General features: G+C 45.8%; 12 protein-coding genes and 1 tRNA gene. 8 read left to right on the forward strand and 5 right to left on the reverse strand.

Features of this window, described 5'->3' with window-relative positions:
* The first annotated feature begins 103 nt into the window (after positions 1-103).
* Both pckA and AACQ79_RS01445 read left to right on the forward strand, forming a co-directional pair.
* Positions 104-1,732: a phosphoenolpyruvate carboxykinase (ATP) gene (gene pckA, locus AACQ79_RS01440; protein WP_013855443.1), complete on the forward strand. Its 1,629-nt coding sequence runs from the start codon at positions 104-106 to the stop codon at positions 1,730-1,732.
* 107 nt (positions 1,733-1,839) lie between these two features.
* Positions 1,840-3,774: an AsmA family protein gene (locus AACQ79_RS01445; RefSeq protein WP_170899622.1), complete on the forward strand. Its 1,935-nt coding sequence runs from the start codon at positions 1,840-1,842 to the stop codon at positions 3,772-3,774.
* On the opposite strand, the gene AACQ79_RS01450 is transcribed toward AACQ79_RS01445, so the two are convergent.
* The 4 genes from AACQ79_RS01450 to typA all read right to left on the reverse strand — a co-directional run bounded on the left by AACQ79_RS01450 (position 3,735) and on the right by typA (position 8,017).
* A complete protein-coding gene (locus AACQ79_RS01450) occupies positions 3,735-4,667 on the reverse strand; it encodes a bifunctional GNAT family N-acetyltransferase/hotdog fold thioesterase (protein WP_017043511.1) in 933 nt (310 codons plus the stop codon). The genes AACQ79_RS01445 and AACQ79_RS01450 overlap by 40 nt on opposite strands.
* Positions 4,668-4,739: 72 nt before the next feature.
* Complete coding sequence (gene dtd, locus AACQ79_RS01455; RefSeq protein ID WP_013855445.1) at positions 4,740-5,174, reverse strand: D-aminoacyl-tRNA deacylase; 435 nt, start codon at positions 5,172-5,174, stop codon at positions 4,740-4,742.
* A complete protein-coding gene (locus AACQ79_RS01460; RefSeq protein WP_129532155.1) occupies positions 5,146-6,060 on the reverse strand; it encodes a virulence factor BrkB family protein in 915 nt (304 codons plus the stop codon). The genes dtd and AACQ79_RS01460 overlap by 29 nt, the downstream gene beginning before the upstream one ends.
* Before the next feature lie 133 nt (positions 6,061-6,193).
* Positions 6,194-8,017 carry a translational GTPase TypA gene (gene typA, locus AACQ79_RS01465; protein ID WP_010319743.1) on the reverse strand — a complete coding sequence of 608 codons (1,824 nt, stop codon included), beginning with the start codon at positions 8,015-8,017 and terminating at the stop codon, positions 6,194-6,196.
* Positions 8,018-8,517: 500 nt separating this feature from the next.
* Between typA and glnA the strand changes: the two genes are divergently transcribed.
* The 6 genes from glnA to add all read left to right on the forward strand — a co-directional run bounded on the left by glnA (position 8,518) and on the right by add (position 17,032).
* Entirely contained in the window at positions 8,518-9,927 is a 1,410-nt protein-coding gene (glnA, locus tag AACQ79_RS01470; RefSeq protein ID WP_017043509.1) for a glutamate--ammonia ligase, read from the forward strand.
* A 148-nt stretch (positions 9,928-10,075) separates the two neighbouring features.
* Positions 10,076-10,657 (forward strand): DUF4124 domain-containing protein, encoded by a 582-nt coding sequence (locus tag AACQ79_RS01475; RefSeq protein ID WP_094149168.1) that lies wholly within the window; start codon positions 10,076-10,078, stop codon positions 10,655-10,657.
* Positions 10,658-10,791: 134 nt separating this feature from the next.
* Entirely contained in the window at positions 10,792-11,838 is a 1,047-nt protein-coding gene (gene glnL / locus AACQ79_RS01480; RefSeq protein WP_026027507.1) for a nitrogen regulation protein NR(II), read from the forward strand.
* A 39-nt stretch (positions 11,839-11,877) separates the two neighbouring features.
* Positions 11,878-13,281: a nitrogen regulation protein NR(I) gene (gene glnG, locus AACQ79_RS01485; protein ID WP_170889703.1), complete on the forward strand. Its 1,404-nt coding sequence runs from the start codon at positions 11,878-11,880 to the stop codon at positions 13,279-13,281.
* 105 nt (positions 13,282-13,386) lie between these two features.
* Positions 13,387-15,936, forward strand: a complete 2,550-nt coding sequence (locus tag AACQ79_RS01490) for an EAL domain-containing protein (RefSeq protein WP_445285847.1) — start codon at positions 13,387-13,389, stop codon at positions 15,934-15,936.
* Positions 15,937-16,027: 91 nt separating this feature from the next.
* The gene (add, locus tag AACQ79_RS01495) at positions 16,028-17,032 is read left to right on the forward strand and encodes an adenosine deaminase (protein WP_013855454.1); all 1,005 of its coding nucleotides are present in this window, start codon (positions 16,028-16,030) and stop codon (positions 17,030-17,032) included.
* 198 nt (positions 17,033-17,230) lie between these two features.
* Here the strand turns inward: add and AACQ79_RS01500 are convergent.
* Positions 17,231-17,307 (reverse strand) — tRNA-Asp (locus tag AACQ79_RS01500).
* Positions 17,308-17,347: the final 40 nt, after the last annotated feature.

The raw sequence follows: 17,347 nt of genomic DNA on the forward strand, positions 1-17,347 counted from the left end.
CTGTGTCCCTGTTTTATCCCCCACCCGTTGCTAGCATGGTGAGCAGATAACAATTACAAACATTATTACAAAATCCCTACAAAATCTCTTACAAGGAGCACCTATGACCGTTATGGAACATACAAAGGCTGCACAACTAGACCTGACCAAATACGGAATAACCAACGTAGTCGAAGTGGTTCGCAACCCAAGCTATGAACTGTTATTTGCCGAGGAAACTCGCCCAGACCTTGAAGGCTACGAAAAAGGCGTCGTCACTGAACTTGGCGCTGTTGCCGTTGATACTGGCATTTTTACAGGCCGCTCACCAAAAGATAAATTCATTGTCAAAGATGACACCACACGCGATACCCTATGGTGGACATCTGAACAAGCGAAAAACGATAACAAACCGATTAACCAAGAAGTATGGAATGATCTAAAAGCACTAGTGGGTCGTCAACTATCCGCTAAACGTCTATTCGTTCTTGACGGTTACTGTGGTGCCAACGCAGATACGCGCCTTTGCGTGCGCTTCATTACTGAAGTGGCGTGGCAAGCGCACTTCGTCAAAAACATGTTCATTCGCCCAACAGAAGAAGAGCTAGCTAACTTCGAACCTGATTTTGTGGTCATGAATGGTGCCAAATGCACCAATGACAAATGGCAAGAGCAAGGCCTGAACTCAGAAAACTTCACTGTGTTTAACTTAACGGAAAAAATGCAGTTGATCGGCGGTACTTGGTACGGCGGTGAAATGAAGAAAGGGATGTTCGCAATGATGAACTACTTCCTTCCACTGCAAGGTATTGCTTCAATGCACTGCTCAGCCAACATGGCTAAAGATGGCGATGTGGCGATTTTCTTTGGCCTATCTGGCACAGGAAAAACCACACTCTCTACCGATCCAAAACGCGCGTTAATCGGCGATGACGAGCACGGCTGGGATGATGATGGTGTCTTTAACTTTGAAGGCGGTTGCTACGCGAAAACCATCAAGCTCTCCAAAGAAGCCGAGCCTGACATCTACAACGCGATCCGCCGTGATGCGCTACTGGAAAACGTCACAGTACGTAGCGATGGTTCGATTGACTTTGATGATGGTTCTAAAACCGAGAATACTCGTGTTTCTTATCCTATCTACCACATCGAAAACATCGTTAAGCCTGTATCGAAAGGTGGTCACGCCAATAAAGTGATCTTCCTATCTGCGGATGCATTTGGTGTGCTTCCACCAGTCTCTAAATTGACTCCAGAGCAAACCAAGTATCACTTCTTGTCTGGCTTTACGGCAAAACTAGCGGGTACTGAACGTGGCATCACCGAACCAACACCAACCTTCTCAGCCTGTTTTGGCGCAGCGTTTTTAACGCTCCACCCAACACAATATGCCGAAGTGTTGGTAAAACGTATGGAAGCAGCTGGTGCTGAAGCTTATCTAGTCAACACTGGTTGGAACGGTAGCGGTAAACGCATCTCGATTCAAGATACCCGCGCCATCATTGACGCTATCTTAGATGGTTCGATTGAGAAAGCAGCAACCAAGCATATTCCAATCTTCAATCTTGAAGTGCCAACCTCACTACCTGGTGTGAACCCAACCATTCTCGACCCACGCGATACTTATGTGGATCCTCTACAATGGACAAGCAAAGCTGAAGATCTCGCCTCGCGCTTTATCAATAACTTTGCCAAGTATACTGATAACGCAGAAGGTAAAGCATTAGTGGCCGCAGGCCCACAACTCGACTAAAACTGATAAGTCAGTAGCAAGCCCCTTTGATAAGGGGCTTTTTTTGTTGCTGCGTGAGGTAATTTGTTTCACTCTGTCGCAGGTAACGATTTACGAGTAAGGACACCATGAACAAGGCTTTGGCATTGCTGATTGCGATCATCGCGCTATTTCTCACTTTCATGCTGGGTATGTTTGCACTGCTACATACCTCTTATGCTACTCCCGTTGCTCAAACTCTCGTTGAACGGCTTTCGAAAGGAAACGTGACGTTTCAATCTCTTCAATACCAGTATCCTTTGCATTTTCAGTTCAACCAATTAACACTGCGGCAAAATAAGCAGCATATCCCGATAGAGCAAGCCGATATTTGGCTCAGCCCACAGCTCATTCGCGACCAAAAAATCGCCGTTGATAGCGTGCTACTTAGTGGTATCAGTCTACAAAATGGCCTTCCTACCGATTTGCGATCATGGCCCATTTCGGTGAGCCAAATCGCGCTCAATCACGCCGACATCGCCCAACAAGGTTGGCTAGCGCGCGGTGTTAACCTACAGATTAAAAATCCACATTGGTCGGATGATCCAACAGCTCTGCCTTTCGGCGAGATACAACTCTCAGCTGAACAATTTTATTGGCAAGGAGAAGCGCTGAATAACCTACTGCTCGATATGGATTACAAACCTGCCAACAGCACCGTCTATGGGCTCTCGTTGTCATGGCGCGGCGCGGCTATTTCAGGTCAAGCCGAGCAGTATCCTCAAGGTTGGTCGCTGATCAATGTGACACTGGAAAAACTCAATCTTAGCCGAGATATGAGTCATTCCTTACGCCAATCGGGTTGGTTTCAGCTCTTTGACAAAATAGACCATATCAATAGCTTAGATATTTTAAACAGTCAGATCGAGCTTGCGGATATCAGCTTGCGTAACGTCGATATTTCGCTGGAGAACATTTATCCACACAGCAATATTTGGCAGCAGCAACAAGGTAAATTATCGCTGCGAGCCGACGATGCAACTTGGCTAGGTCAGCAGTGGGTGGAGCCGACCTTTAGCCTGCGCACCGAGCCGGGTAAACTGATTATTGAGGATTTTAGTAGTGAATTTAAGCAAGGTGATATTCAATGGGCGGGTGTTATCACCCCAACCTCAGCATCGCTGCAACAGCTCACTATTCGCGGTGTAAAATGGGTGAGCGAAAGCAAAGATGATTTTACGTCGCTGAGCCAGCATTGGCCGTGGGTTGATAACCTCACCATCGAGCAACTCACCATCGCCAATAGCCAACTCATTCAATTGTTTGCGCCACCTTATTGGCAATTGTCTGGTGTCCATGCCAAAGGGAAGCAACTAACTCTCGTAAAAGAGAAACGCTTGGGATTGTGGCAAGGCACGCTCAATATCAGCGCAAACAGCGCCAGCTACGATTCACTATTGAGCACGCAAAGCGTCGTTGAGATGCGCAGCGAACAAGGCCAATGGTACCTAGATCGTTTATTCATGCCGTTAGAAAACGGCTATATCGATGCCACTGCACGTTGGAATTTCCAAACGTTGAGTCAGCCTTGGCAAGCCAACATTCATGCCGATGGGCTACCGCTAGCGGTGCTCAATAAAGTCACCCAGCTTCCCTTTACCATAGAGGGTATCAGTGAATTGGAAGCGCAGGTCAACGGCCTCGCCGGAGACTACGCCACCTTCGCCCACTCCCTCACAGGTGAAGCAACGCTCAATATTCGACAAGGCATATTAACGCTAAGCGATCCTGAGCAAAACCTCAGCCATGAGCCGTTTACGCTCGAAGGTTTAGTCATTCACTCAGACAGAGGGCGGATGATGATTAATACAACGCCGCTGGTTGGAAAGACGCTCAAGGCAAACCTTGATGGTCACGTGGATTTGGTCAAGTTGGAGAAAGGACAACTTAACCTTAACCTCCAGCAGATGTGCCGTGAGATGCACTTCGAACTGCTCCACAACACACAGCACACCATCTATTCGTGTGATCCAGAAACCGATACTTACTCAGCCGATGATGCGGCGGCTAACAATGCCTTGTAATTGGGGATCAACATATAGGTTCCCGTAAATTCAACGGCGGGTTTACCGCCACTGGTGATAGTGACATTGACGACGATACGCGCTTTACGTCCACTGGCTAAACGATCTAAATCGCCACTGATGCCATCCAATGAAGTGAAGGCTAAAGGGTTATGCACCACAGGGTGACGATAGCGGATGCGGCTATCAACCAAAACAATATCGCCATTCAGGCTTCGCTCACGCATCAGCAACCATGCCATTCCCCATCCGGTCAAGGTGGCAAGGGTAAATGCCGAGCCTGCAAATAAGGTGTTGTGTGGGTTCAAATTCGGATTGAGCTGAGCGCTGCACTCAAATTGGTAGCCCGTATATTGAGTCACCTTAATGCCCATTTTTTCGCTGATAGGAATGTGCGTGGCCCAGCGTTCTTGCAGTTCAGTACACCATTCAGGTTTGCGAATCACATTGGCCATGGGATCGAGCGGTTTGACCATTTGTTGATGTCGAACCGGACCGCGTTCATCATTGAGCGAGCCCCGGCGTTCAAAGCCGTTCTTTTCATAAAATGCAATCGCATCTTCACGGGCGCTACAGACTAGGCGCTTTGCACCTTCTTGACGAGCCAGCGACTCTAGCGCCACCAGCACCAAAGAGCCCATACCTTTATTGCGACGGCTACTTTTAACCGCCATATAGCGAATTTGCCCTTCGCAATCTGGCGTAATGTACAAGCGACCAATGGCAATCGGTCGGTTACGACCATCGACAATCATCCTGTGATGGCTCATGCCATCATACTCATCGCGCTCCGAGCCGATCGGTAGATGCCATGGCTCACGCAGCATTTGCCAGCGAAAATGGTAGTATTTATTCAGTTGGTTGTCGGTACTTGGCGTAATCAGTTTAAACATTTGGTTATCCCTAAATCACAGCCTCTCATACTCCGCATGATCCCAACGAAGGAGGCTCTATCCATTTCTTTATTAAACCTGAAGCCAGAATGTCACTGGGCCATCATTAATCAGCGAGACTTTCATATCTTGTGCAAAGCGGCCACGCTGAGTTGGCAAAATGTGCTCACACAAATCCGAAAAGTAATCATACAGACGCTCAGCATCAGCAGGGTGTGCACCTTTTGAAAATCCGGCACGCGTCCCCTTTTTGGTATCGGCTGGCAATGTAAATTGAGACACCACTAAAACCTGACCGTTCACTTGTTGCACGTTCAAGTTCATTTTTCCCTCTTCATCTTCAAACACGCGGTACTGAGTCACGCGTTCGACTAGACGTTTGGCCTTTGCCTCATCGTCATCTCTTTCGACCCCAAGTAGCACCAGTAAGCCTTGATTGATTTCGCCAACCACTTCCCCATCAACACGTACCGCCGCTTCACTCACTCTCTGGATCAACGCTATCACTCTGATTTCCCTTTATCATTTGCTCGGAGATAGGCAATGAGTTTAGCATTTCTTGCTCATTGCTCCAGTGCTCTTTTTCACCCAAAGTCGCCGTCACCTCCGCCCCAACGAGCACAATCATCCAGCATAAGTAGACCCACACAAACAGAATAGGGATCGCCGCCAGTGCGCCGTAAATCAGTTGATAGGAGGGAAACTGAGTAATATAAGCAGCAAACCCTTTTTTACTGAACTCAAATAAAATAGCCGCCACCATTGCCCCGACCAAGGCGTGTGAAAGATGCACTTTTTTATTCGGCACCAGCAGGTACAAACCGACAAAAGCAGAGAATGACAAAATAAAAGGTAGCCAGCGCAGCAACAAATTATAAGCACCAGAGAGTGCTTCGCTGTCAATAACCTTGAGTGAGGTAATATACGAGGTTGCCGCAATACTTGCGCCGACTAAAATTGGCCCGAGCGTAAGAACCATCCAATACATTGAAAAAGAGAGCACCATGCGCCGTTTGTTTTTAACTCGCCAAATGTAGTTCAAATTCTTGTCAATATTGGAAATCAGCATTAAAGCTGCAACGAATAAAAATGCCCCGCCCACGGCCGTCATCTTACCTGTATTCGCGATAAATTCGAGCAACGCCTCTCGCACTACATCGCCTGCGGCAGGCACAAAATGGGTGATCACAAAATCTTGAATAACCATACCGACATTGGCAAAAATAGAAAATGAGGAGAGAATTGATAACAGCACGGTAAGCATAGGTACGATCGACAACAACGTGATATAAGCCAAATAGCCCGCATTAACATTGACGCGGTCATGATCCATCCGGCTGAGTAAATAACGCGCAAACAGTAAACATTGTTTGCCAAGCTTTTTAATTTTCAAATGCCTTCTCCCTGCTTATTTTTATCATCAATCACCATTCTATACCTAAAACTGACTATATTGCAGATAAGCAAAGGGCGAGAAGTACACTCCTCGCCCTTAGATTAACTCGTTAACTTATACCATGACGGTATTAGCCACGGCTTGCACGTTTACGATCATTTTCAGTCAAATGACGTTTACGGATACGAATGCTCTGTGGGGTCACTTCCACTAGTTCATCGTCGTCAATAAACTCAAGTGCTTGCTCAAGTGTAAACTTGATTGCAGGTGACAATACTTGCGCTTCATCAGTACCAGAAGCACGAACGTTTGTCAGCTGCTTGCCTTTCAAGCAGTTCACTGTTAGGTCGTTAGAACGGTTGTGGATACCGATAACTTGGCCTTCGTACACTTCATCTGCGTGCTCAGTAAATAGGCGACCGCGCTCTTGTAGGTTGAACAGAGCGTAAGTCAACGCTTTACCTGTCGCGTTAGAGATCAACACGCCGTTGTTACGTTGACCAATGTTACCGCCTTTGTGCAAGCCGTAATGATCAAACGTATGGTAAAGCAAACCTGAACCTGAAGTTAAGGTCATGAATTCTGTTTGGAAACCAATCAAACCGCGAGAAGGCATCATGAAATCAAGACGCACACGGCCTTTGCCGTCTGGAGTCATGTTCGTCAGCTCACCTTTACGTAGGCCAATTTTCTCCATCACGCCGCCTTGGCTCTCTTCCATCACATCGATCGTTACGGTTTCGAACGGTTCCATTTTCTGGCCGTCTTCTTCCTTCAAAATAACTTCAGGACGAGAAACTGCAAGCTCAAAGCCTTCACGACGCATGTTCTCAATCAGGATTGATAGGTGAAGTTCACCACGACCTGAAACGCGGAAGCGATCTGGGTTGTCGGTTTCTTCAACACGCAATGCTACGTTATGAACAAGCTCTTTTTGCAGACGCTCAAGGATATTACGTGAAGTCACGTATTTACCTTCTTTACCTGCAAACGGTGAGGTATTGACTTGGAAAGTCATGGTCACTGTCGGTTCATCAACGGATAGCGGCACCATGGCTTCAACACAGTTTTGGTCACAAATGGTGTCTGAAATTTTCAGTTCACCTAAACCTGTTACCGCAATGATGTCGCCAGCGTTAGCTTGTTCAACTTCGTTACGCTCAAGGCCAAGATAGCCCAGAACTGTACCAACTTTACCGTTACGTTTCTTACCATCAGCACCGACGACTGTTACTTGTTGGTTCGCTTTTACGCTACCACGAGTCACACGACAAACACCGATAACACCAACGTAAGAGCTGTAATCAAGTTGAGAAACTTGCATTTGTAGTGGGCCATCAAGGTCAACTTGTGGTGACTCTACATTGTCAACGATCGCTTGGAACAAAGGTTCCATATTTTCGCCAACTTCACCTTCGTTAAGTGTCGCCCAACCGTTCAGTGCAGAGGCATAAACCACTTTAAAGTCGAGCTGCTCATCCGTTGCACCAAGGTTGTCGAACAGGTCGAACACTTGATCCATAACCCAATCAGGGCGAGCACCAGGACGGTCAATTTTGTTAATAACAACGATTGGTTTCAAACCGTGAGCAAAGGCTTTTTGTGTTACGAAGCGAGTTTGTGGCATTGGGCCATCAACCGCATCAACAATCAGCAAAACAGAGTCAACCATTGACATGATACGTTCAACTTCACCACCGAAGTCGGCGTGTCCTGGAGTATCTACGATGTTGATACGGAAATCATTCCAGTTAATGGCTGTATTTTTTGCAAGGATAGTGATACCGCGCTCTTTCTCGATATCGTTCGAGTCCATGACCCGCTCTTCCGTATTACCGCGAGACTCTAACGTACCTGACTGTTGCAGCAGTTTATCAACCAACGTTGTTTTACCGTGGTCAACGTGTGCGATGATCGCGATATTTCTTAATTTATCAATCTGTGGAGTAGCCATGGATTTTGCTTCACTTATTAAGGGAGTAACTCGCTTCGGCATGAGGCCGCAACGAGCATAGAACTTGATTAAAAAAACGGTCAATAATGTACCAGATTTTGGCGAAAAACCTAGAAATATGTGATCTATCGCGCTGATTTTCGCTCACCACAAGCTTAGTCCGCTACTTGCTTTAAAACAAATTGCATCAAAATGGACTAAATCAGCATTGACAAGCCTAGTAAACCTAGGCTGAATAGTGTGCGCTTTGGTAGTTAATGGTGCAACATAAAACTCAAGGCACCAAAATAGTGCAAATAAGGATCTTTTTGGTGCAGAGAAGCATTTAAATTCGACAAAGAACAACCAAAGCACTTGAAATTAAAGGATTAATTTAATTGGCACGAATTTAGCTTTATTAGAAACAGCATCGATTAATAAGTTTAGAATGAAATTAATCAATGCTAGTTTCAATTCGATTCGGGCCATTACCGCTTTAATAACACTGGAGGTTATCCAAGATGTCAGTAGAAAACGTTCTATCGCTGATCCAAGAAAACGAAGTTAAGTTTGTTGACCTGCGCTTTACCGACACGAAAGGCAAAGAGCAACATATCTCTATTCCTGCTCATCAAGTCGACGCAGACTTCTTCGAAGAAGGTAAGATGTTCGATGGTTCATCCGTTGCTGGCTGGAAAGGAATCAATGAGTCTGACATGGTGATGATGCCTGATGCATCAAGTGCAGTTCTTGACCCGTTCACAGAAGACGCAACACTTAACATTCGTTGTGACATTCTAGAGCCTGCAACCATGCAAGGCTACGATCGTGACCCACGTTCTATCGCAAAACGCGCAGAAGATTACATGCGTTCAACAGGGATCGCAGACACCGTTCTTGTCGGTCCAGAGCCAGAGTTCTTCCTTTTTGATGACGTGAAATACACCAACAATATGTCTGGTGCCTCATTCAAAATTGATGATATCGAAGCGGCTTGGAACACTGGCGCTGAAATTGAAGGTGGTAACAAAGGTCACCGCCCTGGTGTGAAAGGTGGTTATTTCCCTGTTGCACCGGTTGACTCATCACAAGACATCCGTTCAGCCATGTGTTTGATCATGGAAGAGATGGGCCTCGTCGTTGAAGCTCACCACCATGAAGTAGCGACCGCAGGTCAAAACGAAATCGCCACTCGCTTTAATACGCTAACCACGAAAGCCGATGAGATCCAAATCTACAAATACGTGGTGCACAACGTTGCGCACGCCTTTGGTAAAACAGCGACCTTCATGCCTAAGCCTCTTGTTGGCGACAACGGTTCAGGTATGCACGTTCACCAATCTCTTGCAAAAGATGGTGTAAACCTATTTGCTGGTGACAAGTACGGCGGTCTATCTGACTTAGCGCTTTACTACATTGGCGGTATCATCAAGCACGCGCGTGCCATCAACGCATTTGCTAACCCATCAACAAACTCGTACAAGCGCCTTGTCCCTGGGTTTGAAGCACCGGTAATGCTAGCTTACTCGGCTCGTAACCGTTCTGCGTCTATCCGTATTCCAGTAGTACCAAGCCCGAAAGCACGTCGTATCGAAGCTCGTTTCCCAGATCCAGCAGCGAACCCATACCTAGCGTTTGCCGCTCTTCTAATGGCTGGTCTTGATGGTATCAAGAACAAGATCCATCCAGGAGAAGCGATGGATAAAGATTTGTACGACCTACCAGCAGAAGAAGCCGCTGAGATTCCAAAAGTAGCCGAGTCACTTGAAGTGGCACTAAAAGCACTGGATGAAGATCGTGAATTCCTGACCGCTGGCGGCGTATTCTCTGATGATTTCATCAACTCATACATCACGCTAAAAGCAAAAGATGTAGAACGCGTCAACATGGCCGTTCACCCACTAGAATTTGAATTGTACTACTCGGTATAATTCTTAGCTTTAGTACAAAATGTAACTTAGGTTATGGATTTATTAGGCTCGCCTCGCAGGTGAGCCTTTTTCATATTTGGGGTTAATTCCGGACGTCGTAACATTAGCGTTACAACAATAACGGCACTCAAAAGCCGATACCCTTAACGTGAAAACATCTCTATATAGGGGGATGACTGTGAATCTGATCCGAACTTTACTCCTAACACTCATCATGCTTTATTCCGCGACTTCAATTGCACAAAACGTCTATACGTGGGTGGATGCGAACGGCGTGTTGCATCTTAGCGATGTCCCACAAGATAAGGGAGCAAAGCAAATTTCGATTCCTGATTTTCAGGCCGATGCGCCTGAGCCAACCTTTGAAACCTCTCACCCCGTCACTGAGCTCACCAAAAATCTGCCACAGGAAAAATCCGCAACCCATGTCAACAAAATAGAACCGCTGACCATTGCAATTCGCTCTCCGGCTGACGATGAAACCTTACGCAGCAATGCGGGCGTTATTTCAATCAACGCCGAACTCAATCGCAACTTAACCGTCAATGAACAGTTGCAATTGGTCATGAATGACAAGGCCTATGGCGCCCCCGCCACTCAACCTACTTGGACGCTGAAAAATCTAGATAGAGGAACGCATCGCTTTTTAATTCAAGTAGTTGTAAACGGCAAGATTATTGCATCGTCTAACCCTGTGACGGTGCATTTACATCGAGCCAGCATCAAGTGATGAACTCTTCGCCAATAAGCTCGATATAACAACAGGTTTCACTTTTTCTTCTGACACCGATGCGCCATACTTAGCCATGCAATGCACCAAAGTTGTGCATTGCATCATTTGGGAACACGGACAAGGATGAAAACGTGAATTGTGAGCTAAGCCAAACGATTTTAAATAATATCGTTACCGCCACCTTGATGCTCGATGAGTCTCTTTGTATCCGTTATGCCAATCCAGCGGCTGAACAACTCTTCTCCCAAAGTGCTAAGCGAATTATCAACCAACCACTGTCAAAACTCATCCAGCACGCTTCTCTTGATTTAGCGCTGCTTTCTCAGCCGTTGCAAAGTGGCCAAAGTATTACTGATAGCGATGTTACGTTTGTGGTCGATGGTAAGCCACTGATGCTGGAAGTGACCGTGAGCCCTATATCTTGGCAACGCGAGCTGATGCTTTTGGTCGAAATGCGCAAAATTGGTCAACAACGACGGTTAACACAAGAGCTCAATCAGCACGCCCAACAGCAAGCGGCAAAACTCTTAGTTCGCGGGCTGGCGCATGAAATTAAAAACCCATTAGGTGGGCTACGTGGCGCGGCGCAACTGCTAGAAAAGATGTTGCCGGACCACAGTCTCACTGAGTACACCCAAATTATTATTGAACAAGCCGATCGACTGCGCGCGCTCGTTGATCGTTTGCTCGGCCCACAAAAACCGGGCAAGAAGTGCTCTGAAAATCTCCATGTAATTTTGGAAAAAGTCCGCCAATTGGTTGAGCTAGAAGCCAGCACACACTTGGTGATTGAACGAGATTATGACCCCAGCTTGCCCGATATTTTGATGGATACCGATCAAATCGAGCAGGCATTACTGAATATCGTCAGCAATGCGGCACAGATTTTATCTCATGATCCGCATGGTAAAATCACACTGCGCACCAGAACAGTGCACCAAGCCAATATTCACGGACAGCGCCATAAGTTAGTGGCACGCATAGAAATCAGCGATAACGGCCCAGGCATTCCTACCGAATTACAAGACACACTGTTTTATCCCATGGTCAGCGGCCGTGAAGGTGGAACGGGGCTGGGTCTTTCTATCTCACAAAACCTGATCGATCAGCACAATGGAAAAATCGATGTTGAAAGCTGGCCAGGTCGAACCACATTTACTATTTATTTACCCATTTGACCGATGTCTGATTGGGTTTGCTGCTAAGGAATAAACATTATGAGTAAAGGATACGTTTGGGTGGTGGACGATGATAGTTCGATCCGCTGGGTGATGGAAAAAACGCTCTCATCAGCCAACATAAAATGCGAAACGTTTTCCGATGCCGAAAGTGTGTTACTGGCGCTAGAAAGAGAAACGCCCGATGTACTCGTTTCCGATATTCGCATGCCGGGCATGAATGGTATTGAGCTGCTAAACCAAGTTCATTCACGATCTCCTGAGTTGCCCGTCATCATCATGACTGCCCACTCAGATCTTGATGCCGCGGTGAATGCCTATCAAAAGGGTGCCTTTGAGTATCTGCCTAAACCTTTTGATGTCGATGAAACCCTCACCTTGGTTGAACGTGCCATTGCTCATAGTCAGGAGCAGCGCAAAGAACAATCCAATCAACAGATTGGCGTTGATAGTACACCGGAAATCATTGGAGAAGCCCCTTCAATGCAAGAGGTATTTCGGGCGATTGGCCGTTTATCACGTTCCTCAATCTCAGTCTTGATCAATGGTGAATCAGGAACCGGGAAAGAGTTAGTCGCTCACGCGCTTCATCGCCATAGCCCACGCGCCCAAAAACCGTTTATTGCCCTCAATATGGCTGCAATTCCAAAAGATCTCATCGAGTCAGAACTGTTTGGTCATGAGAAAGGAGCATTCACTGGTGCAAACAATGTCCGCCAAGGGCGTTTTGAGCAGGCCAATGGTGGCACTCTATTCTTAGATGAAATTGGCGATATGCCGCTCGACATTCAAACTCGGCTACTGCGTGTTTTAGCCGATGGTCAGTTTTACCGCGTAGGAGGGCATTCAGCAATCAAAGTGGATGTCCGCATTGTCGCCGCTACTCACCAAAACTTAGAAAAGCTCGTTCATCAAGGAAAGTTTCGTGACGACCTTTTTCACCGTCTCAATGTCATTCGTATTCATATCCCAGCACTGCGTGAGCGAAGCCAAGATATAGAAAAACTGACCAAGCACTTTCTCGCCTCTGCAGCAAAAGAATTAGGCGTAGAAATGAAAACGCTGCATCCTAAGAGCATTGAAATTTTGAATCGTCTTGAATGGCCGGGAAACGTACGACAACTTGAAAATATGTGTCGCTGGTTAACTGTAATGGCCAGTGGCAGCGAGGTGCTACCCAGTGATCTTCCTCCCGAATTATTGTCGGAAAAGAAAAATAGTGACTTTGATAGTGCTATAAGTTGGCAACAACAACTCGCAAGTTGGGCTAAATCTTCATTGGCTTCAGGAGAAACAGAGCTGCTTTCTTATGCACTTCCTGAATTTGAACGTATACTTTTGGAAGCAGCACTTCATCACACCAATGGTCACAAACAAGACGCAGCTAAGGTGCTTGGGTGGGGGCGCAATACGTTGACAAGGAAGTTAAAAGAACTTTACTGATAATTTTTTAATGATCAGGTGCAGTGATTCACTTTCTGGCACAATGCAATCACCCACCACCTTGCGTGTTTTACCGATAATTTGTATGGATGCAGAAGACACGACATGTCATTTACGAATCAAATAACGTTGAAAACAGCCGTTGTTCTACCATTTGTTATGATTTTCCTCATAACGATTGGAGTGATTGTGGGTGTACAAAAATACAGTTATGAAGAGATGGTTGATGACATTAGCAGCAAGCAGCTTTCATCATTAAATGCCAATGTAGAGCAGCGGCTGATCAGTTTTCTCGATGAACCTTTTCAAGCCAGCCTCGCTTTAAGCCACACGATCGGCTTTAGTCAGTTCTATTCTGCGGACGATGTCAGTAAAATAGAAGGATATCTGCTTGCCAGTTTTGAAACGCTTTATCGACCGCTAGAACAAATTGATGTGATCGGATTTGGTGGCGAACAGGCGGAGTACGTGGGCTTTCGCAAAGAGATTGGCGATAGTTTCACCTTGATGGTGAAAGATAATCGAACTCAGCAAAACTTGGTGATCTACTCAGGAAAAACCATCAATCAAGATATTCGCTCCACCATTGCCGATTATGATCCAAGAACTCGCCCCTGGTATACTCCAGTTGCACAAAGTTTAAGCCCAAGTTGGTCGCCAATCTACACTAATGTTGATGAACGCCAAGAGATCACGCTCTCTGCTTTAGCACCCGTTTTCTCTATGAACAAATTCATCGGTGTTTTGGTGACTGATGTGAAAATCGATACGTTCAATGCGTTTCTGGCCTCACTGCAACAGAAAACTCATGCCAACGTGTATATTATTGATCCAGAAAAAAGATTGGTAGCTCACTCCAATACCAGCACCGTTGTCTCTTGGGGGACCGAACTGTCGGCAAAAGGAGAGCGACTACTGGCTATCGAAAATGCCAACCCAGTGATCCAAGCCAGTGCACATTATATTGATAACCATGACAAAATGCTGTCAGCAACACTCAACAAATTCGAAACGGTAGTTGATGGCACCCGCTATTTTAATCATCTCACTCCCTTTAAAGATAAACATGGCATCGAATGGTTTATTGGCGTCTCGATTTCAGAAACCGATCTACTTGGTCGATTGCCAGAAAACCAACAAAATAGTTGGATTATTGGCAGCATTGTCAGCCTTATCGGCATCGGTATAGGGCTCATTGCCTTTAATAGAATCACCACTCCAATTACCGCTACCGCGGCGGCTGCTCAGCATCTAGCAAAAGGGGATTGGGAAAGTAACATGCCGAAAGCTGGCAATATTTATGAAACGAGTTTGCTTGTTTATTCATTCAATGAAATGGCCAACAACCTAAAAGCCTCATTTAAGGCATTGCATTCCCAATTGATCTACGATTCCCTAACCAAGCTCTATAGCCGTGAAGGTTTAATTGATAACTTTAGTCAATTAAATCAAATTAATGGCAGCCTATTGCTTATCGGCATCGATAAATTCAGAGATATTAATGACAGCTTGGGGCATCAGCAAGGTGACTTACTATTACAAATTATTGCTGAAAAATTACGCACACTATTTGCAAGCACCTCATGTATTGCTCGTACAGGTGGTGATGAATTCGCTATTTACATCCCCTCTTTACAACAAAAGAATGAAGCCCAATCCGCGGCTAACAGCATATTACAAATGTTTGCTGTCCCATTCTCAATGCATAATGAAAAAGTGGTCGTCAATGCCTCCATTGGCATCGTACTCCCTAATGACACACTCCATACTATGGCTCTATGGTTACGTAATGGTAGCATCGCACTCAGCCACGCCAAGCAAGAGCGTTCAAGGATCTGCTATTACTCTCCAGAGATGGACGATGTTTCTCGTAAACGTACGCAAATGCTCACTCAAATTAAGCTTGCCATAGAGAACAAAGAATATATTCCGTATTATCAACCAATTGTAAACTTATCAACGGGAGATATCATCGGAGCTGAAGCCTTGGCACGCTGGGTGACACCAAGCGGTGATATCATTCCCCCCTTGGAATTCATTCCTATCGCTGAAGAAAGCGGCTTCATTGGCCTGATTGGTGAGCAAATCTTGTATCAAGCGTGTTTTGACACGATGCAAGGCATCAAGATGGGTAAATGGGGATCGACGTTTAAAATGCACGTCAACCTCTCAGTGAACCAGCTATCTCAACCTCAGTTTGTTCATGAACTCAAAGCGACTTTGGAAAGAACGGGGCTTGAACCCAATAACCTCGCTTTAGAGATCACAGAATCAAGAATTGTTGATAACGACCCAGTTATTTTAGCAAACATGAACAAACTCAAAGAGCTGGGCATCCATATCGCGATAGATGATTTTGGTACCGGATACAGCTCCCTTTCTTATTTACATCAACTTCCATTCGATTGTCTAAAAATAGACAGGGCGTTTGTATCGCAGCTCGAACAGACAAATCTCAGTAGCTCAGTCGTTGCGGCAATCATCAACATGACTCGTGGGTTTAATGTCGAAATTGTAGCAGAAGGTATTGAAACCAAAGAGCAAGTCCATCTCCTAACCATGCTTAACTGCACTCAGGGACAAGGCTTTCTGTTTAGTAAAGCCATCCCTTTTAACGAATGGTCAACAGATATGGTAAACATAAAAGCCAAATAAACAGAATTGGGTGATTTAATACTCTTTGCTAGCTGACACTGGCCACATTGATTTTTATACTTGATGCCATACACACTTTCGGAAAAACATAATGATAACTAAAAATCTACCGCTTACTGATTTGCATCGCCATCTTGACGGCAACATTCGAACCAAAACTATCTTAGAACTAGGGCAACGATTTGGTGTAGCGCTGCCAGCTGGCAACATAGAAGAGCTCACACCTCATGTACAAATCGTCGAAGCAGAACCATCATTGGTCGCCTTTTTATCAAAACTTGATTGGGGAGTTGCCGTATTGGGTGATCTCGATGCTTGCCGAAGAGTCGCCTACGAAAATGTCGAAGATGCCTTAAATGCTCAAATTGATTATGCCGAGCTGAGGTTCTCTCCTTACTATATGGCTATGAAACATCAACTGCCTATCGCTGGCGTTGTTGAGGCTGTAGTTGATGGGGTACAAGCGGGCGTTCGAGACTTCGGTATTCAGGCTAACCTAATAGGAATTATGAGCCGCACTTTTGGCACCGATGCTTGTCAGCAGGAGCTAGACGCTATTTTGACTCAAAAGCAGCACATTGTTGCAGTCGACTTAGCGGGCGATGAACTTGGGCAGCCGGGCGAGCGATTTATTTCTCACTTTAAACAAGTACGAGATGCAGGACTAAGAGTTACAGTACATGCTGGAGAGGCGGCGGGGTCAGAAAGTATGTGGCAAGCAATTAAAGAGCTAGGTGCAGAACGCATTGGACACGGAGTAAAAGCCGTCCATGACCCTAAGCTAATGGATTATCTTGCCAAACACCGTATTGGCATTGAGTCTTGCCTAACGTCAAACTTCCAAACGAGCACAGTAAACTCTCTTGCTCATCATCCTATAAAACAGTTTTTAGAGCACGGGGTACTTGCTTGTTTAAATACTGATGACCCAGCGGTTGAAGGTATTGAACTTCCACATGAATATGAAGTTGCAGCACTTCAAGCAGGCCTTTCTCAAGAGCAGATCAGACAAGCGCAAATTAACGGATTAGAATTAGCCTTTCTTTCAGACTCAGATAAAAAAGCACTGTCAGCTAAAGCCGCTTTGCGTAGCTAAATCTCCTGAACCATACCTCTCTAGCCGATGTTTAATACATCGGCTTTTTTATACCTAAGACATAGAGACCGAAAAGAATAAGAATAGATTGAACAAAGTGTAGCTACCACACGACGGTCCTGAGAGTGATAAAAAATAAAATGCTATTTTGCTCAAACGAAAAAAGCCCTGCTATTACTAGCAGAGCTTCTTAATAAGTGGCGGAGCGGACGGGACTCGAACCCGCGACCCCCGGCGTGACAGGCCGGTATTCTAACCAACTGAACTACCGCTCCGCAGCGTGTCTGGTTAGACAATATTCAAAGCCTGGCGATG

The organism is Vibrio sp. 3-2(1), assembly GCF_963887575.1.
Classification (GTDB): domain Bacteria; phylum Pseudomonadota; class Gammaproteobacteria; order Enterobacterales; family Vibrionaceae; genus Vibrio; species Vibrio anguillarum.

What these genes read in the sequence shown, in the direction of transcription:
- pckA (WP_013855443.1), top strand. Translation starts at nt 104, where the DNA reads ATGACCGTTATGGAACATACAAAGGCTGCACAACTAGACCTGACCAAA.
- AACQ79_RS01445 (WP_170899622.1), top strand. Translation starts at nt 1,840, where the DNA reads ATGAACAAGGCTTTGGCATTGCTGATTGCGATCATCGCGCTATTTCTC.
- AACQ79_RS01450 (WP_017043511.1), bottom strand. Translation starts at nt 4,667, where the DNA reads ATGTTTAAACTGATTACGCCAAGTACCGACAACCAACTGAATAAATAC.
- typA (WP_010319743.1), bottom strand. Translation starts at nt 8,017, where the DNA reads ATGGCTACTCCACAGATTGATAAATTAAGAAATATCGCGATCATCGCA.
- glnA (WP_017043509.1), top strand. Translation starts at nt 8,518, where the DNA reads ATGTCAGTAGAAAACGTTCTATCGCTGATCCAAGAAAACGAAGTTAAG.
- glnG (WP_170889703.1), top strand. Translation starts at nt 11,878, where the DNA reads ATGAGTAAAGGATACGTTTGGGTGGTGGACGATGATAGTTCGATCCGC.
- AACQ79_RS01490 (WP_445285847.1), top strand. Translation starts at nt 13,387, where the DNA reads ATGTCATTTACGAATCAAATAACGTTGAAAACAGCCGTTGTTCTACCA.
- add (WP_013855454.1), top strand. Translation starts at nt 16,028, where the DNA reads ATGATAACTAAAAATCTACCGCTTACTGATTTGCATCGCCATCTTGAC.